General features: G+C 64.3%; 29 protein-coding genes and 1 tRNA gene. 20 read left to right on the top strand and 10 right to left on the bottom strand.

Translation table 11 applies throughout. The annotated features are described in order from the left end of the window. Positions 1–71 precede the first annotated feature (71 nt). Both LPA45_RS05730 and LPA45_RS05725 read left to right on the top strand, forming a co-directional pair. Entirely contained in the window at positions 72–539 is a 468-nt protein-coding gene (locus LPA45_RS05730) for a hypothetical protein (protein ID WP_367394987.1), read from the top strand. Between the two features lie 91 nt (positions 540–630). Continuing rightward, positions 631–1401 (top strand): ferredoxin--NADP reductase, encoded by a 771-nt coding sequence (locus LPA45_RS05725; RefSeq protein ID WP_116317675.1) that lies wholly within the window; start codon positions 631–633, stop codon positions 1399–1401. A gap of 75 nt (positions 1402–1476) precedes the next feature. Here the strand turns inward: LPA45_RS05725 and LPA45_RS05720 are convergent, their stop codons facing one another. Next, entirely contained in the window at positions 1477–1731 is a 255-nt protein-coding gene (locus LPA45_RS05720) for an RNA-binding protein (RefSeq protein ID WP_116317674.1), read from the bottom strand. Between the two features lie 240 nt (positions 1732–1971). Here LPA45_RS05720 and LPA45_RS05715 point away from each other — a divergent pair, with 240 nt between their 5' ends. The 4 genes from LPA45_RS05715 (at position 1972) to LPA45_RS05700 (ending at position 6729) form a co-directional block, all read left to right on the top strand. Further along, a complete protein-coding gene (locus LPA45_RS05715; protein ID WP_116317673.1) occupies positions 1972–2322 on the top strand; it encodes a hypothetical protein in 351 nt (116 codons plus the stop codon). 296 nt (positions 2323–2618) lie between these two features. After that, the gene (locus LPA45_RS05710) at positions 2619–3845 is read left to right on the top strand and encodes a tyrosine-type recombinase/integrase (RefSeq protein WP_367394986.1); all 1227 of its coding nucleotides are present in this window, start codon (positions 2619–2621) and stop codon (positions 3843–3845) included. Positions 3846–4058: 213 nt separating this feature from the next. After that, a complete protein-coding gene (locus tag LPA45_RS05705; protein WP_367394985.1) occupies positions 4059–4256 on the top strand; it encodes a helix-turn-helix transcriptional regulator in 198 nt (65 codons plus the stop codon). 310 nt (positions 4257–4566) lie between these two features. Beyond that, a complete protein-coding gene (locus tag LPA45_RS05700; protein WP_367394984.1) occupies positions 4567–6729 on the top strand; it encodes a VapE domain-containing protein in 2163 nt (720 codons plus the stop codon). 274 nt (positions 6730–7003) lie between these two features. On the opposite strand, the gene LPA45_RS05695 is transcribed toward LPA45_RS05700, so the two are convergent. Continuing rightward, positions 7004–7561, bottom strand: coding sequence for a GIY-YIG nuclease family protein (locus tag LPA45_RS05695; RefSeq protein WP_367394983.1), 558 nt, complete (start codon positions 7559–7561; stop codon positions 7004–7006). Positions 7562–7978: 417 nt separating this feature from the next. Between LPA45_RS05695 and LPA45_RS05690 the strand changes: the two genes are divergently transcribed. From LPA45_RS05690 to LPA45_RS05655, 8 genes are all read left to right on the top strand, one after another. After that, the gene (locus LPA45_RS05690; RefSeq protein WP_367394982.1) at positions 7979–8899 is read left to right on the top strand and encodes a hypothetical protein; all 921 of its coding nucleotides are present in this window, start codon (positions 7979–7981) and stop codon (positions 8897–8899) included. 2 nt (positions 8900–8901) lie between these two features. Further along, positions 8902–9258 (top strand): hypothetical protein, encoded by a 357-nt coding sequence (locus LPA45_RS05685; protein WP_367394981.1) that lies wholly within the window; start codon positions 8902–8904, stop codon positions 9256–9258. Between the two features lie 9 nt (positions 9259–9267). Beyond that, complete coding sequence (locus tag LPA45_RS05680; RefSeq protein ID WP_367394980.1) at positions 9268–9438, top strand: hypothetical protein; 171 nt, start codon at positions 9268–9270, stop codon at positions 9436–9438. 171 nt (positions 9439–9609) lie between these two features. Continuing rightward, complete coding sequence (locus LPA45_RS05675; RefSeq protein ID WP_367394979.1) at positions 9610–9819, top strand: hypothetical protein; 210 nt, start codon at positions 9610–9612, stop codon at positions 9817–9819. Then, entirely contained in the window at positions 9816–10313 is a 498-nt protein-coding gene (locus LPA45_RS05670) for a hypothetical protein (RefSeq protein WP_367394978.1), read from the top strand. Before LPA45_RS05675 ends, LPA45_RS05670 begins: the two co-directional genes overlap by 4 nt. Beyond that, complete coding sequence (locus tag LPA45_RS05665; protein ID WP_367394977.1) at positions 10294–10497, top strand: hypothetical protein; 204 nt, start codon at positions 10294–10296, stop codon at positions 10495–10497. Before LPA45_RS05670 ends, LPA45_RS05665 begins: the two co-directional genes overlap by 20 nt. Beyond that, positions 10494–10664: a hypothetical protein gene (locus LPA45_RS05660; RefSeq protein ID WP_367394976.1), complete on the top strand. Its 171-nt coding sequence runs from the start codon at positions 10494–10496 to the stop codon at positions 10662–10664. Before LPA45_RS05665 ends, LPA45_RS05660 begins: the two co-directional genes overlap by 4 nt. 214 nt (positions 10665–10878) lie before the next feature. After that, positions 10879–11607: a hypothetical protein gene (locus LPA45_RS05655; RefSeq protein ID WP_367394975.1), complete on the top strand. Its 729-nt coding sequence runs from the start codon at positions 10879–10881 to the stop codon at positions 11605–11607. A gap of 144 nt (positions 11608–11751) precedes the next feature. Here the strand turns inward: LPA45_RS05655 and LPA45_RS05650 are convergent. The 6 genes from LPA45_RS05650 to cysS all read right to left on the bottom strand — a co-directional run bounded on the left by LPA45_RS05650 (position 11752) and on the right by cysS (position 18064). Beyond that, positions 11752–11845 (bottom strand) — tRNA-Ser (locus LPA45_RS05650). 131 nt (positions 11846–11976) lie between these two features. Then, positions 11977–13227 carry an aspartate kinase gene (locus tag LPA45_RS05645; protein ID WP_116317873.1) on the bottom strand — a complete coding sequence of 417 codons (1251 nt, stop codon included), beginning with the start codon at positions 13225–13227 and terminating at the stop codon, positions 11977–11979. A gap of 132 nt (positions 13228–13359) precedes the next feature. Beyond that, positions 13360–14799 (bottom strand): tRNA lysidine(34) synthetase TilS, encoded by a 1440-nt coding sequence (gene tilS / locus LPA45_RS05640; RefSeq protein ID WP_367394974.1) that lies wholly within the window; start codon positions 14797–14799, stop codon positions 13360–13362. Beyond that, a complete protein-coding gene (locus tag LPA45_RS05635; RefSeq protein WP_116317672.1) occupies positions 14765–15736 on the bottom strand; it encodes an acetyl-CoA carboxylase carboxyltransferase subunit alpha in 972 nt (323 codons plus the stop codon). The genes tilS and LPA45_RS05635 overlap by 35 nt, the downstream gene beginning before the upstream one ends. Before the next feature lie 115 nt (positions 15737–15851). Next, entirely contained in the window at positions 15852–16679 is an 828-nt protein-coding gene (locus LPA45_RS05630) for a DNA-3-methyladenine glycosylase (RefSeq protein ID WP_317924571.1), read from the bottom strand. Then, positions 16676–18064, bottom strand: coding sequence for a cysteine--tRNA ligase (gene cysS, locus LPA45_RS05625; RefSeq protein ID WP_116317670.1), 1389 nt, complete (start codon positions 18062–18064; stop codon positions 16676–16678). The genes LPA45_RS05630 and cysS overlap by 4 nt, the downstream gene beginning before the upstream one ends. Positions 18065–18269: 205 nt before the next feature. Here cysS and LPA45_RS05620 point away from each other — a divergent pair, with 205 nt between their 5' ends. The 4 genes from LPA45_RS05620 (at position 18270) to LPA45_RS05605 (ending at position 21120) form a co-directional block, all read left to right on the top strand. Beyond that, positions 18270–19034 carry a tetratricopeptide repeat protein gene (locus LPA45_RS05620; RefSeq protein ID WP_317924570.1) on the top strand — a complete coding sequence of 255 codons (765 nt, stop codon included), beginning with the start codon at positions 18270–18272 and terminating at the stop codon, positions 19032–19034. A 71-nt stretch (positions 19035–19105) separates the two neighbouring features. After that, positions 19106–19690 (top strand): peptidylprolyl isomerase, encoded by a 585-nt coding sequence (locus tag LPA45_RS05615; RefSeq protein ID WP_317924569.1) that lies wholly within the window; start codon positions 19106–19108, stop codon positions 19688–19690. Between the two features lie 20 nt (positions 19691–19710). Next, entirely contained in the window at positions 19711–20211 is a 501-nt protein-coding gene (locus tag LPA45_RS05610) for a peptidylprolyl isomerase (protein WP_116317667.1), read from the top strand. Positions 20212–20322: 111 nt separating this feature from the next. Continuing rightward, a complete protein-coding gene (locus LPA45_RS05605) occupies positions 20323–21120 on the top strand; it encodes a UDP-2,3-diacylglucosamine diphosphatase (protein ID WP_317924566.1) in 798 nt (265 codons plus the stop codon). Between the two features lie 48 nt (positions 21121–21168). Here LPA45_RS05605 and cysE read toward each other — a convergent pair whose 3' ends face one another. Continuing rightward, positions 21169–21912 carry a serine O-acetyltransferase gene (cysE, locus tag LPA45_RS05600; RefSeq protein ID WP_116317871.1) on the bottom strand — a complete coding sequence of 248 codons (744 nt, stop codon included), beginning with the start codon at positions 21910–21912 and terminating at the stop codon, positions 21169–21171. Positions 21913–22227: 315 nt separating this feature from the next. Further along, on the bottom strand, positions 22228–23145 hold the full coding sequence (locus tag LPA45_RS05595; protein ID WP_376790633.1) for an RNA methyltransferase: 918 nt from the start codon (positions 23143–23145) through the stop codon (positions 22228–22230). A gap of 125 nt (positions 23146–23270) precedes the next feature. Between LPA45_RS05595 and LPA45_RS05590 the strand changes: the two genes are divergently transcribed. Beyond that, entirely contained in the window at positions 23271–24092 is an 822-nt protein-coding gene (locus LPA45_RS05590) for an inositol monophosphatase family protein (protein WP_116317665.1), read from the top strand. A gap of 226 nt (positions 24093–24318) precedes the next feature. Continuing rightward, positions 24319–24534, top strand: coding sequence for a YdcH family protein (locus LPA45_RS05585; RefSeq protein ID WP_116317664.1), 216 nt, complete (start codon positions 24319–24321; stop codon positions 24532–24534). The last annotated feature ends 3 nt before the right edge of the window (positions 24535–24537 follow it).

Genomic DNA, 24537 nt, shown 5'->3' with positions numbered 1-24537 from the left:
GGGGCCGTGGCCGGCGGCTAGTCGAGATGCGCGAACTGCGCAAACGGGGTGTGTGAATCCATCCAGTCGTCATGCCTGGTCACGCTCGCCCAGGCCCAGTTAATGCGCGGTTGCGCCGGCTTGCCGCCGCAACGATCTTCGTGGTGGTGGCCGGCATGTGGCTGGCTGGCGTCTGCGCCAGGCGCGCAGCCATCCGCGCCGGCTGCGTTGGTTCCGTAGTACATCGCGGTGCAATCCTGTTCAAGACCAAGGGGCCTGCCCTGCAACGCAATGCGATCGTCGGGTCACGGCGGCTGTGCCGGCACGATGGCTTTGACGTGCGGCGCGTCTCGGAGCGCAAAAAGCGGGCCAACGCGGATTCCGTTGATTCGGCAAGGTTTCGCCACGCAAACCCGCGCATGCGAATTTCAGAAATGAAATTTCGCATTTCATCGCTGCGCATAACCCTATCCCGCGCGGGGTTCCGTCATCGCGGTCCGGGCACGCCCGGCGCTACCGTTTTACAATACGCGACGAAGTGGATCATTGCGTTCCCGTGATCCGCCGCCTTGCCGGTAACCGCCGACAGGCGCACATGTCCGGTCACCCTCCTTCCCGGCGGCTTGCCCGCGGGCCTTCGCGCTTTCTCCGATGAGCAATCTCTACCAGCAATCCATCCTCTCCGTTCACCACTGGACCGACACGCTGTTCAGCTTCACCTGCACGCGCGACCCGGGTTTCCGCTTCGAAAACGGCCAGTTCGCCATGGTCGGCCTGGAAGTCAACGGCCGCCCGCTGCTGCGTGCGTACAGCATCGCCAGCGCCAACTATGAAGAAACCCTGGAATTTTTCAGCATCAAGGTGCCGGATGGCCCGCTGACGTCGCGCCTGCAGCACTTGCGCGAAGGCGACCAGATTTTTGTCGGCAAGAAGCCCACCGGCACTCTGCTGGTTGAAAACCTGCTGCCCGGCAAGACCCTGTGGCTGCTTGCCACCGGCACCGGCCTGGCCCCGTTCCTGTCGATCATCCGCGATCCCGAGGTGTATGCGCGCTACGACAAGATCGTGCTGACCCACACCTGCCGCTTTGTCGAGGAACTGGCCTACCAGCAGTTGCTGAACGAGCACCTGCCTGAGCACGAGTACCTGGGCGAGATGGTGCGCGAGAAGCTGGTCTACTTCCCCACGGTCACCCGCGAAGACTTCCACACGCGCGGCCGCATTACCGAGCTGATCGAGTCGGGCGAGATGTTCGAGCGCCTGGGCTTGCCCCCGTTCTCGACCGAGAACGACCGCCTGATGCTGTGCGGCAGCCCCGATATGCTCAAGGAAATCCGCGTCATGCTGGAAGAGCGTGGCTTCGAGGAAGGCAATATGAGCGAGCCCGGCCATTTCGTGCTGGAAAAGGCCTTCGTCGGCTAAGTACCGGCACCCGGCAGGCCCAGCCTGCAGCCTGCGGGACATCCCGCCCGCAGGCGCCCTTCCTGCCCACCCCGCCTATTCGAAGCGCTCGTTGAGCACCATCGCATCAACCTGGCGCTTCTTCCAGAACAAATGATTGATGCGCGGCTGCAGCATCCGCAGCGCGGCACCCTCCACCGCATTGAAATGCACCGCGACCGCCGGGCGAGATCCATCTCCCGGCAGCCGCTCGATCTCGTCGAACGCCGGGAAGCCGTAGCGGATAAGGAACTCGCGGATCTCGTCGTCGGTGGTTTCCATGTCGACGTTCGAAAGCATCAGCACACTCATTGACGTCCCCTGAAGTCCTGGAGGCACTTTAAGCGCGTCCCTGACCTAGGTTTATGGCAGGCAAGGCCAGAACGCAAATCGCGGCCTGGCAGCGTGCCATGGCCCTCCCCTGCCCCTCCCTGACACGCAGGCCCGGTCCGTCGATGCCGGCGCCATTGGGTTCTGGTAATTCCGGGCACGGCACATATGATGGTTGTCATGGAAGCCGGCTGGCTGCCCAGCGATCGAGGAGGGACAAAAATGCCAATATCGACAAGATGGCTGGTGACCGGATTGCTGGCCCTGGGCAGCGTCTCGGCAGCCCAGGCCCAGCAATCCCCGCCAACGGGCGCCGCGGGCGCCATCTCGGAAGCGGTGCAGGAAGGCAGCAATCCCTACCGCGCGCCGTCGACACCCACCCTCGACCCCGACCAGATAACGCGCGACAAGTGCGAGTCGCTGAAAGAGCAGTACAACGCCACGTCCAAGAAGCGCACGTACCAGTCGTCCGGCGCCGCTACGCAGACCGCGCAGGGTCGCACGATCCCCAAGATCGAGCGCGACAAGTCGCGCAAGGAGCTGGAGCAGGCGTATCGGGAAAATTGCACGTAGCGGTGCATGACGGCAGCGGCTGGTCGTTGCAGCGGACCACAAAGAGTGGCGCTGCAAAAACCGGCGCCACAAAAAACAAAACCCCGGAAGACCGCGATCTTCCGGGGTTCGCCGCCATTGCTGGCGGAGACGGAGTCTGTCTCCGCCTTCACGGAGCTTCACGCAACTTCACGCTGCATCACGCAAACCTTTGTTTATCCTGATTTTCTTGTCTAATTCGGTCTAGCTTGTGATAATAGAATCTACGCCCAAAACATGGGTAGAAACATGGGTAGACTGGTTAGGCGGAGAACGTGATGGCGCGAGGGATCAACAAACTTTCAGACCGCGCAGTGCGGGAACAGAAACAGCCAGGCTACTACGGCGACGGTGGCGGTCTTTGGCTGCAGGTTAGCCAAACCGGAACGAAATCGTGGGTGTTCAGGTACTCGCGCCAGGGCCGAACCCATGACCTTGGCTTGGGTTCGTACCTGAACGTCAGCCTGAAGGTGGCGCGCGAGAAAGCGGCCGAGCTTCGCGCCACCTTGGGGCGAGGCGATGACCCCAAGGCCGAGCGTTTGGCAGCGAAGGCCAATGCCGCCAGCCGTATGACGTTCGACCAATGCGCGGAAAAGTACATCGCCGCCCACAAGGACGGCTGGAAGAACCCGAAGCACGCGGACCAGTGGGACGCCACGCTGAAAACCTACGCGTCCCCGATCATTGGTAGTCTGGACGTAGCACACATCGACACGCCGCACATCGTCCGCATCCTGGAACCGATTTGGACCACGAAGAACGAAACCGCGTCCCGCGTGCGCGGCCGAATCGAGCGAATCCTTGCCTGGGCCACCACCCGGAAGCTGCGCCAGGGCGACAACCCGGCAGCGTGGCGAAACCATTTGGACACCCTCCTACCGAAGCCCAGCGCCGTCCAAAAGGAAAAGCACCACGAAGCCCTGCCCTATCGCGCCATCAACGCCTTTTTGCAGGAACTGCGGGAGCAGCCAGGCGTTGCCCCTCGCGCGCTGGAATTCACGATCCTGACCGCCGCCCGTACCGGCGAAGTCATTGGCGCCCAGTGGGATAAGGAAATCGACCTGACCAACAAGGTGTGGACCGTGCCGGCCGGCCGGATGAAGGCAGGGAAAGAACACCGCATTCCGCTGTCGCTGCGAGCCGTTGAAATCCTGAAGGAAATGCAGGACGCGCGTGACAAGCGCGACGGTTGCGAATTCGTGTTCCCTGGCTGGTCAGGGGAAAAGGGCTTGTCCAACATGGCCATGCTGAAGCTGCTGAAGGGTATGGGCCGCACCGACCTGACGGTGCACGGCTTCCGCAGCACGTTCCGCGACTGGGCCGGCGAGCAGACGCACCACGCGCGGGAAGTCATCGAACACGCGCTGGCGCACCAGTTGAAGGACAAGGCCGAGGCCGCTTATCAGCGCGGGACCCTATTCGACAAGCGGCGCGCCCTGATGGACGACTGGGCCAGGTACATAGAAACAGAGCAGCCGGCCGAGCCGGAAGCCATAGCAGCGTGAAATACACCCCGCCATGTGCGGGGTTTTTTTATCCACTGCGATGATTTCTTAAACGGAATTTCGTGAATCTCCGTGATGCAAAGTGAAGCAGAATGACGTTCAATGAACGTTTAAACGGTTTGCGAAACAGCGTGGAAAAACCACAAGAGGAAATGACCTGATTTGTTCTAAAGAATGCGTATCACCGTCTACTTTTATCTAGGTGATACCGGCATGGAAACGGCGAACCGCATTCTTCGCATCAAGCAGGTCATGGAGATTACCGGCCTGGCCAAACCCACCATCTACCTGCACATGAAGCAGGGCACCTTCCCCAAGCAAATCAAGCTGGGGCCGAAAGCCGCCGGCTGGCTCGCTTCCGAGATCCAAACCTGGATCAATTGCCGCATCGCGGCATCGCGTGTGCAATAAAAAAGGAGGCCCGACGAATGCCGAACCTCCTTCAAAACAAAAACTCTGCGTGCAACACCAATTGTAGTTCGTTGCATTACTTCAGCAAGTGCGCAACTGGGGAAACGTTGGCGGAGCGCCACGCTTCCGCTTGGCATGCTGCGAAATCGTTTTTTAGCGAGCCGCACTGCTACGGCGGCCCGACCTTGGCATGGGATTGCTGCCGACTGATGCGCGCCCACGCGACCAATGGTCCGCGCAGACTGCGGCTTTCAATGCTGGATTGCTGGCGCATCGTAACGGACGTTATGCATGGTTGCGGGGCGCGGGTATGAATGCACCCGCAATCGACATTGACCGCGCCCGCGATGCGCTGTGGGCGCTGGACGCTGGCGTGAATCGTCGTGAATGGGTCCGCATCGGCTGCGCGGCAAAGGCTGCTAGTCTGGCGTTTGAGGACTTCAACGATTGGAGCGCGACTGCTGGCAACTACGGTGGCCAAGGTGACACCAGCGACGCCTGGAAATCGTTTAAACAGGACGGCGGCGTGAATGCCGGCACCCTGTTTCACCTGGCGCGCCAAGCCGGTTGGGCTGACCCTGCGAACGATCGCAAGCAGGAACGGGACGCGAAACGTGCCGCTCCGCTGCGCGAATGGTGGGACCGTGGGCAGACGGCAACCGCCGCTCATGGCTACATCACCAGGAAGCATGGCACGCCTGATGGGCTGCGCCTGGTGTCATGGCCCCTGCAGGGCTGGGCGGCGTTCAAAGGCCGCAGTCTGGAAGGCTGGCTGATGGTGCCGGTGCTGGGCGCTGACGGAAAAATGGTTTCCATTCAGTTCATCGGCCCGAGCGGCGGCGAAAAACTGAACGCCTTCGGTTGCCCGATGGCCGGAACGTTCACCGTTGGCACGCTACAGCATGACACGCCCGCGTACATCGTGGAGGGCATCGGCCACGCCTGGAGCCTTCACGAGGTCACCGGCCACGCTGCTGTTGTCTCGTTTGGCGCTGCGAACATTGAAAAAGCCGCAGCAACGATCAAAGCGGCAGGTGCAGTGCCTGTAATCGTCGCAGACCGAGGCAAGGAAGGCGACGCACGCGCCGCTGCAATACGCCAGGGTTGCGAATACGTGACGCTGCCTGCTGACATGACAAACGGCGCGGACGTGAACGACCTGCACCTGGAGCGTGGGGCGGATGCGGTGCGCGAAGCTGTGGCGCGGGCTACGCGCGCCGTGCAAGCCATGCCCGTGCCTGTGAACGACGACGCGCCGCGTCCAACCTGCGGTTGGAACGCCATCGAACTAATGGCGCGTCACGGCATCACGCTGGCCGCCAACACGCGCCAGGAACCTTATCCGAACCTGGACAACGCCATCGCCGTCCTGCAGGGGCATCCGCGCTTCGCTGGTCGCATCTGGTACGACACGTTCCACCAGGAGATCATGACCACGTGGGACTGCGACCAGCCGCGCCAGTGGGTGGATGCTGACCGCCTGCGCGTCGCAACCGTGTTCCAGCGCGAATTCGGCCTGGTGAAGTTCGGTGATGAAATCGTGGATAAGGCGGCCATCGCCGTGGCGCACGCCGACCAACGCGACGAACTGCGCGACTGGCTGCAGTCGCTACGCTGGGATGGTACGCAGCGCCTGGACGACTGGCTGCAGCGCGCAGTTGGCGCGCCTGCTGACGAATACCACAACGCCATCGGCCGAAACTTCGTCCTGTCGATGGTTGCGCGTGGACTGGTGCCTGGTTGCAAGGCGGACACCATGCCGGTGTTTGAAGGCGCGCAAGGTGCGGGGAAATCGCGCCTGCTGGCAATCCTAGGCGGTAGCTACTACGCCGAACTGACGGAGAGCCTGGACACGAAAGACTTTTTCGTGGTGATCCAGGGAAAGTGGCTGATCGAGATTGCCGAACTGGACGCCTTCCGGCGTGCTGACGTGACGCGCATCAAGCAAGTCCTGTCATCGCAGCAGGACCGGTGCCGACTGCCCTACGCAAAGCGCGCCGTTGACCTGCCACGTCGCGTAGCATTCGCTGGCACGACCAACGAACACGAATATCTGCGCGATGCAACAGGCGCACGGCGCTTTTGGCCGCTGACCGTCGCAAGCATTGACCACGACTGGCTGCAGTGCAATCGCGTGCAACTGTTCGCGGAAGCCGTTGAGCGATTCAAGGACGGCGCGACGTGGTGGGAAGTGCCGGCCGAAGCCGCGAAGGCGGAAACCGATGCGCGACGCGAAACTGACGCATGGGAGCCGGCAATTGCCGAATGGTGCATCGGCCATAGCGAAGTTCTCGTTTCTGACGTGCTGGCCGGCATTGGTGTGGAACTGGCCCGCCAGGGCAAGGCTGAGCAGATGCGCGTCGCACGTGCGCTCGCTTCACTCGGTTTCCAACGCAAGAAAGTCCGCCGTGCTTCACGTACCTTTTGGGCCTGGGTGCGCGATGTGGACGACGACGATTCAGCGCCGTTCTGAACATGACCCCGCTGCGGCGGGGCTTTTTGTTCCTGCCTGCGCGCTGTTGTTCCCATCTAGTCGAATTGGTGGGAACACCGCAAACCCTTGTGAATTCTGGGTTGTTCCTACGTTCCCACTGTTCCCACCTACCAGTAAGAGTTAGGTAGATGCTGTAACAGGGGCTGTTACAGAGAACGGGGGTAAATATAGGAAAACAGCAGGAACATGGGAACTGAGGGAACAGTGGGAACACCTGCAACAGGCCAGCCCATAGTCGCCATGCGTACGCCCACTACGCCGACAACACTTCGACAAACACGCTCAGCGCATGATCGAGATCACATAAAAATATCTCACGACACTCTACTAAGGATGCGCCTTTCTGATAAGAGATCGATTTTCTGTATCTTTCCAATCTTGCGTGAATGAGAAATTCCTTTCGTCCAGCCTCTTTATCGAGATGCTGAATTTTCTTTATATCCCAATCTTTAACCCCGCCGTAGGCTTCGTTGCGTAGAAAATGACCTCTATCCTGCGGGTGGCTACGTGAATAACCCACCTTAATGTACCCTGTGCTCTTAGAATGAGCTAAATACACATACCCCTGCGCAGAATTGCGTAATTGATAGGCAATTTTTGCCGTGTCACATTGAATGCAATGCCCGGCTTTGGTGCGGAGGCTATGTCCGCCCGCTGCACACTCTGCGCCACCATAGTAAAACGGCACTTCCAATGCCGTCATTGAAGCCTTTCGCTCCGGCGCTGACAATCCCGTTGCGTCGAAGACCATAGACAACGAAATATGTTGTGACTTCAGAAAAGTGATTTGTTCTGCGGTAAGTTGAGCCATATTCAGTACACGATGATAGGTATAGACGCCTCACTAGGGGGAAGCACCATTATGCAATGAAACTCTGCGGGCCTATGTGGGCATGCCGCGCCCTACAGTCATCCGCAGGGTTGCCAGGATGGCGCGTGCTGGGCTGGTGGCCAGAGATAGCAGGAGCAGGTACAGCCTGACCACTGAGGGCCGCAAGCGGGCGGGCTGCTAAGGCGGCGGCGGCCAAAAAGAGCCTCGGGGTCCTCCTAAGGCCAGTACGGCGGGCGGGGGCAGTGCTCCCGCAGCTATCGAGTTCTGCGAAGCATCCTTTTTCGCTTCCAGTGCCAATTCATTGGCACTGCAATGAACGGAAAAACCACAAGAGGAAGTGATTGCGAAGGTCATTCAAACTCGGGCCATAAGTTCTTCAACCCGGTAAACGACCTCATGCACCAATTCTCCCTTTCCGCCCTGCTCGCCCGCGCCCGCACCGAGCAAGCCGCCGTGCAGCACATCGCCGCTGGCATGGACATGCCGCACGCGGTCACCAGCAAGCCCGCTGCATTGTCCCAGTTCTTCGACCTGCGCGAACTGTCGCTGCCTTCGCTGCTGAATGCAGACGGCATCGTGACCAGTGCGCCGGCTGGCGAGCCTGCCGCCAAGACCACCAGCGTTTCGGCATCGGTCATCGCCAACAGCCTGGTGGCCAAGGCCGGCGCCCACGTCATCGTCGCTGCCGAGCGCCCCGCGCCGGTGGTCAACGAACTGGCGCTGTACCGCGACGCCGGCGCACTGGTGATCGTTGACCCGGCGGCCTTTGGCACCGTGGCCGATGGCGCGAACGCGACCACCAGCGCGCTGCCGGTGAAGTCCGCCGCCATCACCTGGGGCGACGCGCCCAACATCGCGTTCAGCACGGCCATCACCCGCCGTCAGCGCAAGGACAGCGGCTATGACGTGGAAGCCGCCGTGGCGCATGCCATCGTCCTGGGCCTGGCTCGCGCCGCTGACAAGGCGCTGCTGTCTGCCATCGTTACCGCCCTGGCTGCAGCGCCGACCTTCACGCTTGGCGCTGCAGCTGCGCACGGCCTGGAATTCGCGGAACTGCGCGCCCTGATCGGCACCGCTGCCACCGGCGCAGCGATTGGCCAGGAAGGCACCCTGCGCGCCGCTGGTGTGCTGGGCGAACTGACGCCGACCATCGCGGAAACGGTTATCGGATCATTCGCGCGCGCCGGCGTGGCCATTCACCCGGAAATCGCGGTGCACGCCAAGCGCACCAGCCTGGCCGGCAATCTAGAATTGACCGTGTTCGCCAACATGCTGCCACTGGTGCCCGACGCGACTGCATTCTGGAAGGCAGCCTAATCATGGCCAGCACCTGGTTTGAACGCCTGGTGAAGCGGCCTAAGCCGCTCACCTCAGAGCCGCCGGCCGATGTGCTGGCGGCCATCGACGCCGCCCACATCGTGCCGCGTTTCAAGAGCGACGATGGCGCGCGCGCCTTCGTGATGCTGCCTGAGCGCCGTGGCTTCGTGCTCAACGATGACCGCGCCGTGGCGACGATCCTGGCGGCATTCCCCGACCTGAACGACGAGCAGGCCAAGCGCGCCGCGCAGTACCTGCTGGACCGTGCCCGCATCGCGCTGCGCGAGTCTGCGAAAGCCGCTGAGATTGCCGAGCACGGCGAGCGGTGGGCCGACTGGCGGCCGCTGCCCAAACTCTAAGGACAACTCATGCAAGCACCGAAACAAGATCACCGCGTGACTTTCCTAGCGGACGCCAAGCTGGTGGAAGCCCTGAGGGCCGAGCAGCGCCGAGTCCAGCAACAAACCGGTTTGCGTGCCAGCTTGAGCGCAACAGCCGCCGCACTGATGCGGCGCGCGCTGGAACAGCGACACACCTAAGTTTTCTCCCCTGGCTCGCGGGGGTACAAAGGCGAGACGGCGGCCCACTTCCGCCGTTGGGTGAAATGTGGCGTGGCCCGCCGGGAGCCACGGGATGAAATCCCGGTTTTTCTTCGCCCTGGCAGACGGCCGGAAATAGTCTGCCAACCTCCCCTGACTGGAACAAGACGCATGCTGCAAACAATCCTGAAACTGTTTCACGCTCGCAAGGCCAGCCAGGCCGCTGCACCAGCCACGAACCAGGCTGCTGACAAGCCGCACAAGGGCCGCCGTAAGCTGCGACGCGGGAAACACCGCGCTGCAGCCGGCGCGGTTCATATCGACGCTGACGGCCCACTGATCGAGCAAGCCCGCCAGGTGGCGCGAGGGGTCCGCCTGTGAGCGCCGTGCTGGACCTGGAAGTGGGCGACGCCGACCTGGCCGCCCTGGTTGGTGTTTCGCCGCGCTGGGTTCGTGAATTCGCCAAGCGCGGTGCCCTGGAACGAATCGGTCGCAACAGATACCGCCTGGGCGATGCACTGCCGGCGCTGGTGGCCGAACTGACCGGCGGCGACATTGGCGAGCAGATCAACAAGGCCAGGCTGGCGAAGCTGACCGCCGATGCGCAGATGGCGCAATTAGAACTGGCGAAGGCGCGCGACGAAGTGGCCTTGGTCAGCGAATTCGAGCACGCGCAGTCGGCCAAGTATCAGATTATCCAGACCAACATACTCGGGGTGCCAGCGCGCGCCGTGCTGCAATTACTCGGGGAAACCGACGAAACCATTTTCAAACAGACGCTGCGAGCCGAACTGATCCAGGCACTCAAGACCGCCGCTGAAACTGACCCCGACTTGCACAACGAGACTGACGACTATGCAGACGATCAACCCTGAAGTCCTGAAAGCCGCCGAGCGCGCAATGGTGTTCCTGACGCCGCCGCACGAAACCGAAGCCGAGCGCGCCGCCGCGATGGAGCGTGCCGCCGCACTGATGCTGGAAGTCACGGTGGCATTCCTGCGCGCCGGCCGCGATGACCTGGCGTTTCGGGCCAGCGAACTGGCGATGGATGCGCGATGAGCGCGGCCAAGGAAGATCGTGAAACCTGGGATATGGCGGTGGCCAGGCTGCTAGGCCCCATCGTGACGCAGCAGGACCGAGAGCGACGCCGCGTGGATGCGCTGGCCCTGGCGGCTGCGGCACTGCGCGCAGCTGGTGCTGACGAACTGGCCACCCAAGCCCAGTAGCGCAGCGCCGTTTAAACAAGTGTCACCACCCCGCAACAACACGCCGACAACGCCCGCGCCGCACTGCTGCAGAACCTAGCTCGCGCCATGGCTGACGATGCCGCCGACGCTCTGGAACCCCATGCCTTTTAGGGGCCGTTATTGCGCCCAATGTAACTGGCGAAGACAGTGGCCATATGGCAGAGTACCAGTCATTCTGTAGCAAACTCCCGCCATGAAAATCGAACCCGAGTCCCTCTACATGCAAATTGGTCAGATCATAGCGACCATGCCCGATTTGACCCGTGTCGGTCACTATTCGAATGACGTACTGCAATGGCTTGGCCGTGCAGCAGCGTTAATTGAAGCATCCGGGGATATAGCTGATTCCGTTACGTTCAGGAACCTCACGGGTCGGCTGCATTTTCAGGGGATGCGGCCTAGCCTAACGCAAGAAATAGCGTTGCTTTTGCACCGGGCATTGGCGCGCGCCGAGATTCGCGCCCCGGCCAGTGCGCAAGGCTCGTTCATCCCCGTAGGAGAGTCGTTTTCCGCCGTTGCTGCCGTATCAAAGGTTCTGGCTGGAGCGCGTCAAACCGTCCTGATTGTCGATCCGTATGCAGACGCCAAGGTGCTGACGGACTTCGCAGTGCTGGCTCCTGAAGGCGTGCAGGTCCGCATCCTCTCTGACGCCGGCACCGTTAAGCCGAGCCTGAAGCCTGCGGCCGAAAGCTGGTCCAAGCAGTACGGTGCTGCCAGGCCGCTGGAAATTCGGCTGGCGCCCGCCAGAAGTCTGCATGATCGCATCATCACCGTGGACGACGCGCAGGCGTGGACCCTCACGCAGTCGCTGAAGGACTTTGCGGCGCGCTCGCCGGCAAGCATCGTGAAGGTAGACGCCGAAACAGGCGGCCTGAAGATCGGCGCCTATAGCGTGATCTGGCAGGAGGCTGCGGCGCTGTAGGCCCTAGAAAGACAAAGGCCCTGTCCACCGCGATGGACAGGGCCTTTTGCTTTTACTGCGCCACATCACCACATGGGTAGCAACATGGGTACTGCAGGTTCCGCCTGATAAAACACTTTAAAATCAGCGTCTTACCAACGATCTTGGCGGAGACGGAGGGATTCGAACCCTCGATCCAGGTTTTGGCCCAGATGCTCCCTTAGCAGGGGAGTGCCTTCGACCTCTCGGCCACGTCTCCCAAACTTGCGTTGTGTGAGGGAGCCACACAACGAAGCGCGTATTCTAGCGACGCCACGCAGGTTGGTCAATGAAAAAATCTATGACTCAACACAAAATCTGCAGCGTCGCCAGAAAATGCTTACGAACGGATTACGCCTGTTCCAGTTCGAAGGCCTTGTGCAGGGCGCGCACGGCCAGTTCCATGTACTTCTCGTCGATCAGCACCGAGATCTTGATTTCCGAGGTGGAGATCATCTGGATGTTGATGCCCTCTTCCGACAGCGTGCGGAACATCTTGCTGGCGATGCCGACGTGCGAGCGCATGCCCACGCCGACCACGGACACCTTCGACACCTTCGGGTCGCCCGACACGCTGCCGGCGCCGATATGCGTCTTCACGCCGTCGTTCAGGATCGCCAGCGCACGCTGGTAATCGGCGCGCGGCACGGTGAAGGTGAAGTCGGTCTTGCCGTCAACGGACTGGTTCTGGATGATCATGTCGACGTCGATGTTGGCGTCGGCGATCGGGCCCAGGATCTGGTAGGCGATGCCCGGCTTGTCCGGCACGCCGAGAACGGTGATCTTGGCCTCGTCACGGGCAAAGGCGATGCCGGAGATGACGGCTGCTTCCATTTCAGACTCTTCCTCAAAAGTGATCAGCGTGCCCGAGTGCATTTCCTGCTCGAGCGGCATAAGCGGGTCGGTCAGCGACGACAGCACGCGGGTCTTCACGCGGTACTTGCCGGCGAACTCCACGGAGCGGATCTGCAGCACCTTGGAGCCGAGGCTGGCCATTTCGAGCATTTCCTCGAAGGTGATCTGGTCCAGGCGGCGGGCGTCTTCCACCACGCGCGGGTCGGTCGTGTACACGCCGTCGACGTCGGTGTAGATCAGGCACTCGTCGGCTTCGATCGCGGCGGCAATCGCCACCGCCGAGGTGTCCGAGCCGCCACGGCCCAGCGTGGTGATGTTGCCGTCGTCGTCGATGCCCTGGAAGCCGGTGATCACGACCACGCGGCCGGCGTCGAGGTCGCCGAGGATGCGCTCGTCGTCGATCGACTCGATACGCGCCTTGGTGTAAGACGAGTCGGTCTTCACCGGCACTTGCCAGCCGGTGTAGCTGACCGCATCGATGTCCTCGCCATGCAGCGCGATGGCGAGCAGCGCAACGCTGGCCTGTTCGCCGGTGGAGGCGAGCATGTCCAGTTCACGCGGGTTCGGCTGCGGCGAAATTTCCTTGGCGAGTCCCAGCAGGCGATTGGTTTCGCCCGACATGGCCGAAGGCACCACGACTACGCGGTGACCGGCGCGGTGCCACTTGGCAACGCGCTTGGCGACATTCTTGATGCGTTCCGTGGAACCCATCGAAGTGCCGCCGTATTTGTGAACGATGAGAGCCATCTTCTTGTCGACGCCAGCGATTGTGCAAAGCCGTTGAAAATACACGAACAAGGCTTATCAGGCAAGGCGCAGCCGAGGTTGCGGGCTTCTCGATGTGATCCACGCGGCGGATCGCGGTGACGGCGATGACGCTCAGCGCGGCGCGCCCGGCACTTGCGGTGGCTGTGCATGCCATTCGACACACCAGCGCGGCGCTGCCGTGTCGGCCGGCCAGCGGCGGTGCATGCCGAGTCCGGCGGCAAGCACAAGGGTGTCGCCTGCCCACAGCAGCGGCAGCCACGCCCGGCGCCAGGCGGGAATGCCAGCCTCCTGGCAGGCCTGCTTGAGCGCGCGCGCAGGGCCGCCGGGGCGCAGCACCAGGCGTTCGCCGCCGGCACGCGGCGCCAGCCGCAGCGGTTGCCGCAACACGGCTTCCGGCACGCCGAAGCTGTCGTCGCGGAAGAAGCGCAGTTCGCCGCGCCACGCGGGCACGACGATGCGGGCTTCGCCGCGCCAGTCGAGCAATACCGCTTCGGGAGGTTGCGCAGGCGGCGGCGTGCAGGCCAGCACGCGGTCGCGGAATCGGCGCAGCACCAGGCCGTCATGGGCAATGGCGGGCTCGCCACCCTCGTGCGCGACCAGTTGCGCGCGCATCGCCGCGAGCCGCGCGGTCGATGGCGCGCGCGTGCCGAGGTCGCGCAGCCATAGCCGCAACACCGCATCGGCCTGCGCCGCGGGCAACGCGCGCAAACCGGCAAGGTCGAGTTCGGCCAGCGTATCGGCATCGCGCCCGTGACGCGCCAGCTGCGCCAGGGCAGCAGCGGCAAGCTGGTCGATCAGTTCGCTGGCCTGCGCGAAATGCGCCGCTGCCTGGACCACGTTGGCGCGCAGCGCGGGAAAGGCCGATACCAGCGCGGGCAAATGCGCGCGCAGGGCGTTGCGCGCATAGCGCGCGTCAGCATTGGAAGGATCGTCGATCCAGCGCAGCGCATTAGCGGCGCAGTAGGCATCGATCTCGTCGCGGCTCACGTCCAGCCAAGGCCGCAACAGCATCACGCCGCCGTGCGCATCAAGCGCGCGCATTGCAGGCATGCCGGCCATGCCGGCCACGCCTGCGCCGCGGAACAGCCGCAGCAGCACGGTCTCGACCTGGTCATCCTGGTGATGCGCGAACAGCAGCAGCCGTGCCCCGCTGTCGGCGCACATCGCCGCCAGCGCGGCATAGCGCGCCCGGCGCGCGGCGGCCTCCACGCCCTCGCCCGCCGCCGGCTGCACCGCGACCCGGCGTACGAAATAACCAACCTGCCACTGCTCGCACAATGCCTCGCAGAAGCGGTCCCACTCGTCGGCAGCAGCCTGCAGGCCGTGATGCACGTGCAGCGCCACCACGCGCGCCGCCGTGCCCTGCGTGGCGACGCACGCGGCATGCAGCAGCGCAACCGAATCGCGCCCGCCCGACAGCGCCACCGCGATCACCGGCGCGCCGCTCCCAGAAACAACAAAGGCCGCACCGCCCTGCAGGGCCTGTGCGACCTTGTCGGTCAGCCGGGCGGACGGATCACTCCTGGGCGCCGGTTTCCTTGAACTTGCCATAGGCCAGCAGGCGCTCGTAGCGGCGCGCCTGCAGTTCCTTCATGCTCATGCCCTGGAACTGGCGCAGCGACTCGGCCAGCGTGCGCTTGAGCAGCGCCGCCATGGCCTTGTGATCGCGGTGCGCGCCGCCCAGCGGCTCGTTGACGATCTTGTCGATCAGGCCCAGCGCCTTCAGGCGGTGCGCGGTCAGGCCCAGCGCCTCGGCGGCTTCCGGTGCCTTTTCGGCGGTCTTCCACAGGATCGAGGCGCAGCCTTCCGGCGAGATCACGGCGTAGGTGGCGAATTGCAGCATCTGCACCACATCGCCCACGGCGATCGCCAGCGCGCCGCCCGAACCGCCTTCACCGATGATGGTGGCGATCAGGGGTACCTTCAGGCCGGCCATCACGTACAGGTTGTGGCCGATGGCTTCCGACTGGCCGCGCTCCTCCGCGTCGATGCCGGGGAACGCGCCCGGGGTATCGACGAAGGTGAAGATCGGCAGGCCGAACTTGTCGGCCAGTTCCATCAGGCGCTTGGCCTTGCGGTAGCCCTCGGGCTTGGGCATGCCGAAATTGCGCAGGGCGCGCTCTTTCGTGTCACGGCCCTTCTGGTGGCCGATCACCATGCACGACTGGCCGTTGAAACGGGCCAGCCCGCCGACGATCGACAGGTCGTCGGCAAAGGTGCGGTCGCCGTGCAGTTCGTGGAAATCGGTGAAGATCTCGCGCACGTAGTCCAGCGTGTAGGGGCGCTGGGGGTGGCGGGCGATTTGCGCAACCTGCCACGGGGTCAGGTTGGCATAGATGTCTTTGGTCAGCTGCTGGCTCTTGCCGGCCAGCCGCGAAATCTCTTCGGAAATATCGACAGCCGAATCGTCCTGCACAAAGCGCAGTTCTTCGATTTTTGCCTCGAGTTCGGCAATGGGCTGCTCAAAATCCAGGAAGGTGGTTTTCATAAAATCACACGTACCTGTCTGTGAAGGGGCGCATTCTACCGGAATTTGGCCGCTATCTTAGCGCCTGCCAGATAGCCTGCAATGCACCTGCTTCTGAATTTTATTGTTCCGATGCCTAGTACGTCACAGGCAACGGGTCCTGACTACGCCACATATACCAGGTTGCCACCGTCCGCCACGGCTCCCAGTTGGCCGCCACCTCGCGCGCCTCGCTGCGCGTGACCGGTTCGCCGCTGAAATAGTTGGCGGAAATTGCATTGATCAGGCCGATGTCGTCGAGTGGCAGCACGTTGGGACGCATCAGGTTGAACATCAGGAACATCTCGGCCGTCCAGCGGCCGATACCGCGGATCTGCGTCAGCTCCGCGATCACCGCTTCGTCGTCCATCTGCGCCCATTCGGTCACGTGCACCCGGCCTGCCTTGAAGTGGTCGGCCAGGTCGATCATGTATTCCGCCTTGCGCTTGGACAATCCGCAGCCGGCCAGCTTCTCGGTGCCCGCCCGCAGGAACTGTGCCGGCGTCAGCCTGGGGCAGGCCGCGTGCAGGCGCTCCCATACCGACTGCGCCGCCTTGACCGAGATCTGCTGGCCCACCACGGCGCGCGCCAGCGTGACGAACGGATCGCCGCGCGACACCAGGTGCGCGGGGCCGTAGGTCGGAATCATCTTGCGCAGGATGCGGTCGCGCTTCATCAGGTCGGCGCAGGCCTCGTCCCAATAGGCGGGCCGGACCGCGTCGATGACTGTCTCGACCTGCAGCGGTACCGCGTCGGCCTCGGGCAGCACTGCCTTGGCGTTGCGCGTGGACTTGGCCGCCGACTTGCCGTCGGGCAGCGGTGCCTCGCTGGCGCCTGCCTTGGCCGGACGCGGGCCGGACGCCTTCGACCGGCCGGCTGCTGCCGGCACGGCGGCGTTGACAGGCTTGCGCGCGGCAGCGTTCAAGCACGCCTCCACTCGGTCGCACCACCCGGCTTGTCTTCCAGCACGATGCCGGCGGCAAGCAGTTCAGCGCGGATGCGGTCGGCTTCGGCGAAGTTGCGCTCGGCCTTGGCGGCCTTGCGCGCGGCGATGCTGGCTTCGATTTCTTCCGCGCCGGGGCCGTCCTCGGACTTGCCGCCCTGCAGGAAGGTATGCGGATCGCGCTCGAGCAGCCCCAGCGTGCCGGCCAGCCCCTTGAGCTGGCGCGCGGCGGCGGTGGAGCCGGTGCGGTTGATCTCGCTGGCCAGGTCGAACAGCACCGACATCGCGATCGGCGTGTTGAAGTCATCGCCCATGGCTTCGGCGAAGCGCTTCGCGTGCGGCTCTTCCCAGTCGACCGCGCAGCCGCCGGGCTGCGTGTCCTTCAGTGCGGTGTACAGGCGCGTCAGCGCATGGCGCGCGTCGTCCAGGTGCGCGTCGCTGTAGTTCAGCGGGCTGCGGTAGTGCGCGCGCAGGATGAAGAAGCGCACGACCTCGGCGTCGTACGCCTTCAGCACTTCGCGGATCGTGAAGAAATTGCCGAGCGACTTGGACATTTTTTCGTCGTTGATGCGCACGAAACCGTTGTGCATCCACATGTTGACGAACGGCTTGCCGCTGGCCCCTTCCGATTGCGCGATCTCGTTCTCATGGTGCGGGAACTGCAAATCCGCCCCGCCGCCATGGATGTCGAAATGCTCGCCCAGCAGCGCGCAGCTCATGGCGGAGCATTCAATGTGCCAGCCCGGGCGGCCGCTGCCCCACTTAGAGTCCCACTTGGTCTCGGGCGGCTCGCTGGTCTTGGCGGACTTCCACAGCACGAAGTCGAGCGGGTCCTGCTTGGCGTCGTTGGCACTGACGCGCTCGCCCGCGCGCAGGTCTTCCAGCGACTTGCCGGACAACTTGCCGTAGCCGTCAAACTTGCGCACCGAGTAATTCACGTCGCCATCGCTGGCCTGGTAGGCCAGCCCCCTCGCCTCCAGCTTGCCGATCATGTCAAGCATCTGCGGCACGTAGTCGGTCGCGCGCGGCTCGTGGTCGGGACGGATCACGCCCAGCGCGGCGGCGTCCTCGTGCATGTACTGGATGAAGCGCGTGGTCAGCGCGCCGATGGTTTCGCCGTTCTCGGCGGCGCGGCGGATGATCTTGTCGTCGATATCCGTAATGTTCTGTACATATGTCACCTCGTAGCCGGCGGCACGCAGCCAGCGGTGCACCATGTCGAACACCACCATCACGCGCGCGTGGCCGACGTGGCAGTAGTCGTACACCGTCATGCCGCAGACATACATGCGGACCTTGCCGGGTTCGATGGGCACGAATGGCTGCTTCTCACGCGCGAGCGTGTTGTAGATGTTCAGAGGCTGCATGAAACGAAGTGAATGGTCAGGGGAGGCGGCACTGGCGCAATTCCGCCGCGCCCCATATCTTACCGGAAGGCGATGTGCCGGTAGGCCGCGCGCCGGGGGATTTGCCGCGGCCGCCGGCGCTTGCCGACGCTTGCCCGGGCCATGGCTTTAGTGCCGGCCGTGCCGCTTTGCTAGAATGCCGCCGAGTATAACGGACCCGTCTTCAATGAGCCTGCTGCTGCCCTCCTCGCCTATCGCCGCGCTCCCCGCCGCGTCCCCCGCCGCCCTTGCACGCCCGCTCCGCCCGCGTCCGGCACTGGCCGCCGCGGCCGTCCTGGCGCTTGCCGCCGCGCTGGCCGGCCCCGCGCAGGCCCAGCACGGACCGTTGTCGCTGCCCGCGCCCACGTCGCCGGTGGATGGCATCCGTTCAACCGACCCCGGCATGACCCAGGCCCAGCAGGCCGCCAACGCGCGCCGCTATGACGAGGCCATCAAGGGCTTCGACCGCGTGATCGCGGCCAATCCGCGCAATGCCCAGGCCCGCTTCCAGCGCGCCTGGGCGCTGGCGCAGTCCGGGCGCGAGGACGCCGCCATCCAGGCCTTCACGGAAATGGCCGCGGACTTCCCCGAACTGCCAGAGCCCCACAACAACCTGGCGCTGCTCTATGCCAAGCGCGGCGACCTGAAGCGCGCCGAGGCCGAACTGCTGCTGGCCACCGAGGTCAAACCGGCCTTTGCCATTGCCTACACCAACCTGGGCGACGTCTACCGCCGCCTGGCCGAGCAGTCCTATGCCGAGGCGCTGCGCCGCAACCCGGCCGATACCCGCGCCAGCGCCGGGCTGCGCCAGTTGCGCCCGGAGGCAGCCACCGGCACGCCCGCGGCGACGGGCACGACCGGCACGACCGGGCCCGCGGCTGCCCCGGCCGGCACCCGCAAGCCGGCTCCGGCACAGCGCCCGGCCCCGGCCAGCGCCCCGGCGGCCAACTGACGCCCCTGCCAAGAATGTCCGGACGCGATGCGCCCGGACCGTTTGAATCCCGACTTACCGGAGTTCCATCCATGATCCGTTCCCGTCGCATCGCCCTCGCCGCGCTGACCGCCGGTGCCCTCGCGTTGTCGTCGTTCAGCGCGCTGGCGCAGCAAAAGGCTGCCGAGCGCGTCCAGTTCGTCACCAGCGCCGGCAAGTTCACGGTCGAGCTGTACCCGGACGTGGCACCCAAGACCGTGGCCAACTTCCTGGAATACGTGAAGAGCGGCTTCTATAGCGGCACCATCTTCCACCGCGTGATCAACGGCTTCATGGTGCAGGGCGGCGGCTTCGACCGCGACATGAAGGAAAAGCCCACGCGTGCGCCGATCCCGCTGGAAGCCCGCGGCGGCCTGAAGAACAAGGCCGGCACGCTGGCCATGGCGCGCACCAGCAACCCCGATTCGGCCACCGCGCAGTTCTTCGTCAATGTGGTGGATAATCCGAATCTCGACTACCCGCAGCCGGACGGCAACGGCTACGCAGTCTTCGGCAAGGTGGTGGAAGGCATGGACACGATCGACAAGATCAAGACCGTGCCGACCACGGCCTACGGCCCCATGCGCAATGTGCCGGCCTCGCCGATCGTGATCGAGTCGGCCACTGTCGTCAAATAACACACCGTACAGAGGAAACCATGTCCAAGGTCCAACTCCAAACCAACCAGGGTGTCATCGTCATCGAACTCGACGCCGAGAAGGCGCCGAAATCGGTCGAGAATTTCCTGTCGTACGTCCGCAAGGGCCACTATGACAACACCATCTTCCACCGCGTGATCAAGAACTTCATGGTCCAGGGTGGCGGCTTCGAGCCCGGCATGAAGCAAAAGGGCACCGACGCGCCGATCGAGAACGAAGCCGGCAACGGCCTGAAGAACGACCGCTACACCGTGGCCATGGCACGCACCAACGCGCCCCACTCGGCCACCGCGCAGTTCTTCATCAACGTGGTCGACAACGACTTCCTGAACTTCACCTCGCCGACGCCGCAAGGCTTCGGCTACGCCGTGTTCGGCAAGGTGGTGGAAGGCACCGATGTGGTCGACCAGATCAAGGGCGTGCGCACCGGCAGCTCGGGCTTCCACCAGGACGTGCCGCTGGAAGACGTGGTGATCGAGAAGGCTACCGTCGTCGAGTAATCGTCGAGTAATCGTCGACTAACGCGCCGACTAAAGCGTCGAGCAAGCCATGCCCCCTGATTGCGGTTACGCGCGCCCGGCCCTGCCGGCATCTTCTTCCCGACCCCGCGCATGACCGCAATCCCCCGCACGCCGGTGGCCGGTCCCTTCGAGGTACAGGCGCCGGCGTGGTTCATTTCAGACCTCCATCTCACGCCCGGCATGCCGCGCACGCTGGCAGCCTTCGAGCGCGCGCTCGAGCGCGCGGCACACGACGCGCGCACGCTGTTCATCCTGGGCGATTTCTTTGAATTCTGGATCGGCGACGAGGAAACCGACTCGCCGTTCGCACAACGCGTGGCCGGCGCCCTGCGCGCGCTGGCCGCGCGCGGTGTTGCCGTCTACCTGATGCACGGCAACCGCGACTTCCTGCTTGGCGCACGCTTTGCTGCCGCCGCGGGCGCGAAGCTCCTGCCCGACCCCACGGTGATCGATTGCTCCGGCCAGCGCGTGGTGCTCAGCCACGGTGACATGCTGTGCATCGACGACGAGCGCTACAACCGTTTCCGCCGCTGGACCCGCAAGCGCTGGGTGCAGCGGCTGTTCCTGGCGCTGCCGCTGCGTACGCGATTGGGGATCGCGCAGAAATTGCGCGCGGACAGCGAAGGCAACCGCGCACGCCAGGCCGCCTCAGGCAATGGCGTACGGATGGTCTACGGCGACGTGGCGCCCGCTGCCGCGGCCGAACTCCTTGGCATGGCCGGCGCGAGGTTGATGGTGCATGGCCACACCCATCGCCCGGCGCGCCACGAAGACGATGCCGGCGTGCGCTGGGTGCTGACTGACTGGGACCTGGACGGGCGCCATCCGCGCGCGGCCGTGCTGCAGCTCGACGGCGGCGGATTCCGGCTGCTGCCGCAGACTGACTGAGATCGCGCCTCAGAAAAAAAGCGGCCGTTGCCGGCCGCCTTCTTCCTTTTACTTCATCAGCTTGCGCAACTCGCTCGCATCGAAGCGATCGTTCGGCGTTTTTTCCAGATGCTCGCCCAGCCGGTCGAGCGCCGCCAGCACGGTCTCGATGCGCTCATGCTGGCGCGCGGCATTGTCGATCAGGCTCTTGAGCGCCAGCGACACCGGATCGTCCGCATTCGGCGTGATGCCGTAGGCCGAGAACTCCTGCTTGGCGCCCTGCTGCGCCGCCGGCGCATCGGGCAGGATGATGCGTGCCGGGATGCCCACCGCGGTCGCGCCAGGCGGCACCGGCTTGAGCACCACCGCGTTCGAGCCCACGCGCGCGCCGTCACCCACCACGAATCCGCCCAGCACCTTGGCGCCCGCGCTCACCACCACGTTCGCGCCCAGCGTCGGGTGCCGCTTCTGGCCCTTGTACAGCGAGGTGCCGCCCAGCGTCACGCCCTGGTAGATGGTGCAGTCATCGCCGATCTCGGCGGTCTCCCCGATCACCACGCCCATGCCGTGGTCGATAAACACCCGGCGCCCCAGCTTCACCGCCGGATGGATCTCGATGCCGGTCAAAAAACGCGACCAGTGCGAGATCCAGCGTCCCAGCCAATGGAAGCCCGTGTTCCAGCATGCGTGTGCAAAGCGGTGGAAAACCACGGCATGCAGGCCGGGGTAGCAGGTCAGGACTTCCAGGCGGCTGCGCGCGGCGGGATCGCGCAGCATGATCGTGTCAATATCTTCCTTCAGGCGAGAGAACATCTTGGTCGTGTCGTGTTGCCGCGCCGTGCGCCGCGCCACGCAAGGCTTGCGCCTGGGGCAGGGTCGCCGGCGAGGTCGGTGGCCGGTGGAGACGGGATCAGGGAGTGTAAGTGATTTGCGGCCGGCGCTCTGGCGCCGGCCATTGGCCCTTGATCCGTCAGGGATTTTGCAGCGGCAGTGCGACGATCAACATCGCCCCGGCACGCGCCAACCCGCCGCGACGGGCCGACAGCGTGCGCGCTTGCCGCGTACGCCTGCGTCGTCCAGCCTCGAAATGCCGCGGGTTGCTGCCACTGTGCTTGCTCCTCTGCTCGCTTACTCTTTCCGGTCTGGCGCTGGCCGATGCTGCGTCATCAGCATGTGCTTGGCGATGCCGCGCAGGATGTTCACTTCCTCGCGCTCCAGGCCGCTGCGGGCCAGCAGCCGCCGCAGCCGCGTCATCAGCTTGCGCGGATTGGCGGGATCGAGAAAGCCGATTGCCTCCAGGCCCGACTGCAGGTGTCCGAACATGGCCTCGACCTGCTCGGCCGTGGCGGGCTCACCAGCATAGCCGATATTGGCGCCCGCGTCCGGCGCCGCCGCGCCGGCGGGAGCAGCGTCCAGCAGCGCCAGCCGCATCTCGTAGGCGACCAGCTGCACCGCCTGCGCCAGGTTGAGCGAAGTGTATGCGGGGTTGGCGGGGATATGGGTGACCGCCATGCAACGCTCGACCGCTTCGTTAGGCAAGCCGTAGCGCTCGTTGCCGAAGACAAAGGCAATGTCGCCGCTGCCCGCCAGCGTCTGGCAGGCGCGCGCGGCCGCGGCGCGCGGCAGCAGCCGGGGCGGGCCAAACTCGCGCTGGCGCGCGGTCATGGCTACGGTCAATGCCGCGCCGGCCAGCGCCGCGTCGATCTGGTCGACGATGACGGCACCGGCCAGCACATCGTCGGCGCCGCTGGCCATGGCGATGGCATCGGCGTGCCGCAGCACGTCAGGCTCGCGCGGCGAGACCAGCACCAGGCTGCCGAAGCCCATGGTCTTGATCGCGCGCGCCACCGAGCCGACGTTGCCCGGGTGGCTGGTCTCGACCAGCACGAAACGCACGCGCCCGAAGGCATCGGCGCCGGCCGTGGGTGACGCATCAGGCCGGCCAGCGGGCTGGCTCGTATCATTTGCCGGGTTCATATACAATTCGGGATTCTTCTTTGGCACGGCGCCAGGTTTTTGCTCGCCCGCGAGATCTTCGCGGCACATTTTGCACAAGACCGGCGACGGGCCGACGTTCTTCTACAATCCGTTGTGTTGTCAGCTGCCCATGAGCGGGCGCGCGGTGCCATGAGCACCCCGCCGCTTCCTCGTGAGCCGGCCTGGAGAGATTCATGCATCCGATGCTCAATATCGCCGTCAAGGCGGCCCGCAAGGCGGGATCCATCATCAACCGCGCGTCGCTCGACGTCGATCTGGTGCGCGTCTCGCGCAAGCAACACAACGATTTCGTTACCGAGGTCGACCGCGCCGCCGAAGCCGCGATCATCGAGATCATCCGCACCGCCTACCCGGAACACGCCATTCTAGCGGAAGAGTCCGGCCAGTCCTGGGCCGAGGGCGAAGACGCCCACGAATACACCTGGGTCATCGACCCGCTCGACGGCACCACCAACTTCATCCACGGCTTCCCGCAGTTCGCGGTCTCGATCGCCCAGCTGCACCGTGGCACGCCCGTGCAGGCGGTGGTCTACGACCCGACCCGCGACGAGCTGTTCACCGCCAGCAAGGGCGCCGGCGCCTTCCTGAACAACCGCCGCATCCGCGTGACCCGCCGCGACAAGCTGGCCGACTGCCTGATCGGCACCGGCTTCCCCTTCCGCGACATGGAAGGCCTGGAAGAATACCTCGAGATCTTCGCGCTGATGACGCGCAGCTGCGCTGGCCTGCGCCGCCCGGGTGCTGCCGCGCTGGACCTGGCCTATGTCGCCTGCGGCCGCCTGGATGGCTTCTTCGAGAGCGGCCTGAAGCCGTGGGACATGGCCGCCGGCATGCTGCTGATCACCGAATCGGGCGGCCTGGTTGGCAACTACAACGGCGAGCCGCGCCAGATGGAGCAAGGCGAAGTCCTCGCAGGCAACCCCAAGGCTTTTGCCCAGATGGTGCGACTGCTGTCGCGGTACTCGCTCGACAACGCCAAGCCGGCCACTGCCTGAGTCCGCGGCATGTCCTGACGGGCATTGCCAAACACAAACGCCCGCCGCGCCCCGGCGGGCGTTTTGCTTTCCAGCTGCTGCGCTTGCCGGCGCGCAGAGACTAGTCGCATATTTCCCGCCGCCCCGGCCGACCATGATCCGCGTCAAGGTCGCACCGCCCTGCTCTCCCCAGAATGAATCCATGCGCCACGCCCCGTGCGCGCGGATCAAGCCGAGGAGAGCCCGCATGTTTCCCGAATACCGCGACCAGATCTCGCTCCTGAAGACGCAGGACGCCCATTTCGCCCGCCTGTTCCATCGCCACAATGCGCTGGACCAGGAGATCCACAACATGGAGTCCGGACTGGTTCCGTCCTCGGGCTTCGAGATCGAGCGGCTGAAGAAGGAAAAGCTGCAGATCAAGGACCAGCTCTACCGGATCCTCCGCCAGCGCGCGGCCTGAACG

This window comes from Cupriavidus sp. Agwp_2 (assembly GCF_040784895.1).
Lineage (GTDB): Bacteria > Pseudomonadota > Gammaproteobacteria > Burkholderiales > Burkholderiaceae > Cupriavidus.
The sequence above is the reverse complement of the archived record's forward strand: the minus strand, read 5'-3'. Positions and strand labels throughout refer to the sequence as shown.

What these genes read in the sequence shown, in the direction of transcription:
- LPA45_RS05595 (WP_376790633.1), bottom strand. Translation starts at nt 23,145, where the DNA reads ATGTGCCGCGAAGATCTCGCGGGCGAGCAAAAACCTGGCGCCGTGCCA.
- LPA45_RS05730 (WP_367394987.1), top strand. Translation starts at nt 72, where the DNA reads ATGCCTGGTCACGCTCGCCCAGGCCCAGTTAATGCGCGGTTGCGCCGG.
- LPA45_RS05715 (WP_116317673.1), top strand. Translation starts at nt 1,972, where the DNA reads ATGCCAATATCGACAAGATGGCTGGTGACCGGATTGCTGGCCCTGGGC.
- LPA45_RS05635 (WP_116317672.1), bottom strand. Translation starts at nt 15,736, where the DNA reads ATGAAAACCACCTTCCTGGATTTTGAGCAGCCCATTGCCGAACTCGAG.
- cysE (WP_116317871.1), bottom strand. Translation starts at nt 21,912, where the DNA reads ATGTTCTCTCGCCTGAAGGAAGATATTGACACGATCATGCTGCGCGAT.
- LPA45_RS05695 (WP_367394983.1), bottom strand. Translation starts at nt 7,561, where the DNA reads ATGGCTCAACTTACCGCAGAACAAATCACTTTTCTGAAGTCACAACAT.
- LPA45_RS05725 (WP_116317675.1), top strand. Translation starts at nt 631, where the DNA reads ATGAGCAATCTCTACCAGCAATCCATCCTCTCCGTTCACCACTGGACC.
- LPA45_RS05705 (WP_367394985.1), top strand. Translation starts at nt 4,059, where the DNA reads ATGGAAACGGCGAACCGCATTCTTCGCATCAAGCAGGTCATGGAGATT.
- LPA45_RS05710 (WP_367394986.1), top strand. Translation starts at nt 2,619, where the DNA reads ATGGCGCGAGGGATCAACAAACTTTCAGACCGCGCAGTGCGGGAACAG.
- LPA45_RS05605 (WP_317924566.1), top strand. Translation starts at nt 20,323, where the DNA reads ATGACCGCAATCCCCCGCACGCCGGTGGCCGGTCCCTTCGAGGTACAG.
- LPA45_RS05720 (WP_116317674.1), bottom strand. Translation starts at nt 1,731, where the DNA reads ATGAGTGTGCTGATGCTTTCGAACGTCGACATGGAAACCACCGACGAC.
- LPA45_RS05590 (WP_116317665.1), top strand. Translation starts at nt 23,271, where the DNA reads ATGCATCCGATGCTCAATATCGCCGTCAAGGCGGCCCGCAAGGCGGGA.
- LPA45_RS05675 (WP_367394979.1), top strand. Translation starts at nt 9,610, where the DNA reads ATGCTGCAAACAATCCTGAAACTGTTTCACGCTCGCAAGGCCAGCCAG.
- LPA45_RS05685 (WP_367394981.1), top strand. Translation starts at nt 8,902, where the DNA reads ATGGCCAGCACCTGGTTTGAACGCCTGGTGAAGCGGCCTAAGCCGCTC.
- LPA45_RS05620 (WP_317924570.1), top strand. Translation starts at nt 18,270, where the DNA reads ATGAGCCTGCTGCTGCCCTCCTCGCCTATCGCCGCGCTCCCCGCCGCG.
- LPA45_RS05660 (WP_367394976.1), top strand. Translation starts at nt 10,494, where the DNA reads ATGAGCGCGGCCAAGGAAGATCGTGAAACCTGGGATATGGCGGTGGCC.
- LPA45_RS05610 (WP_116317667.1), top strand. Translation starts at nt 19,711, where the DNA reads ATGTCCAAGGTCCAACTCCAAACCAACCAGGGTGTCATCGTCATCGAA.
- LPA45_RS05690 (WP_367394982.1), top strand. Translation starts at nt 7,979, where the DNA reads ATGCACCAATTCTCCCTTTCCGCCCTGCTCGCCCGCGCCCGCACCGAG.
- LPA45_RS05700 (WP_367394984.1), top strand. Translation starts at nt 4,567, where the DNA reads ATGAATGCACCCGCAATCGACATTGACCGCGCCCGCGATGCGCTGTGG.
- LPA45_RS05585 (WP_116317664.1), top strand. Translation starts at nt 24,319, where the DNA reads ATGTTTCCCGAATACCGCGACCAGATCTCGCTCCTGAAGACGCAGGAC.
- cysS (WP_116317670.1), bottom strand. Translation starts at nt 18,064, where the DNA reads ATGCAGCCTCTGAACATCTACAACACGCTCGCGCGTGAGAAGCAGCCA.
- LPA45_RS05615 (WP_317924569.1), top strand. Translation starts at nt 19,106, where the DNA reads ATGATCCGTTCCCGTCGCATCGCCCTCGCCGCGCTGACCGCCGGTGCC.
- tilS (WP_367394974.1), bottom strand. Translation starts at nt 14,799, where the DNA reads ATGGCAAGTTCAAGGAAACCGGCGCCCAGGAGTGATCCGTCCGCCCGG.
- LPA45_RS05655 (WP_367394975.1), top strand. Translation starts at nt 10,879, where the DNA reads ATGAAAATCGAACCCGAGTCCCTCTACATGCAAATTGGTCAGATCATA.
- LPA45_RS05645 (WP_116317873.1), bottom strand. Translation starts at nt 13,227, where the DNA reads ATGGCTCTCATCGTTCACAAATACGGCGGCACTTCGATGGGTTCCACG.
- LPA45_RS05665 (WP_367394977.1), top strand. Translation starts at nt 10,294, where the DNA reads ATGCAGACGATCAACCCTGAAGTCCTGAAAGCCGCCGAGCGCGCAATG.
- LPA45_RS05680 (WP_367394980.1), top strand. Translation starts at nt 9,268, where the DNA reads ATGCAAGCACCGAAACAAGATCACCGCGTGACTTTCCTAGCGGACGCC.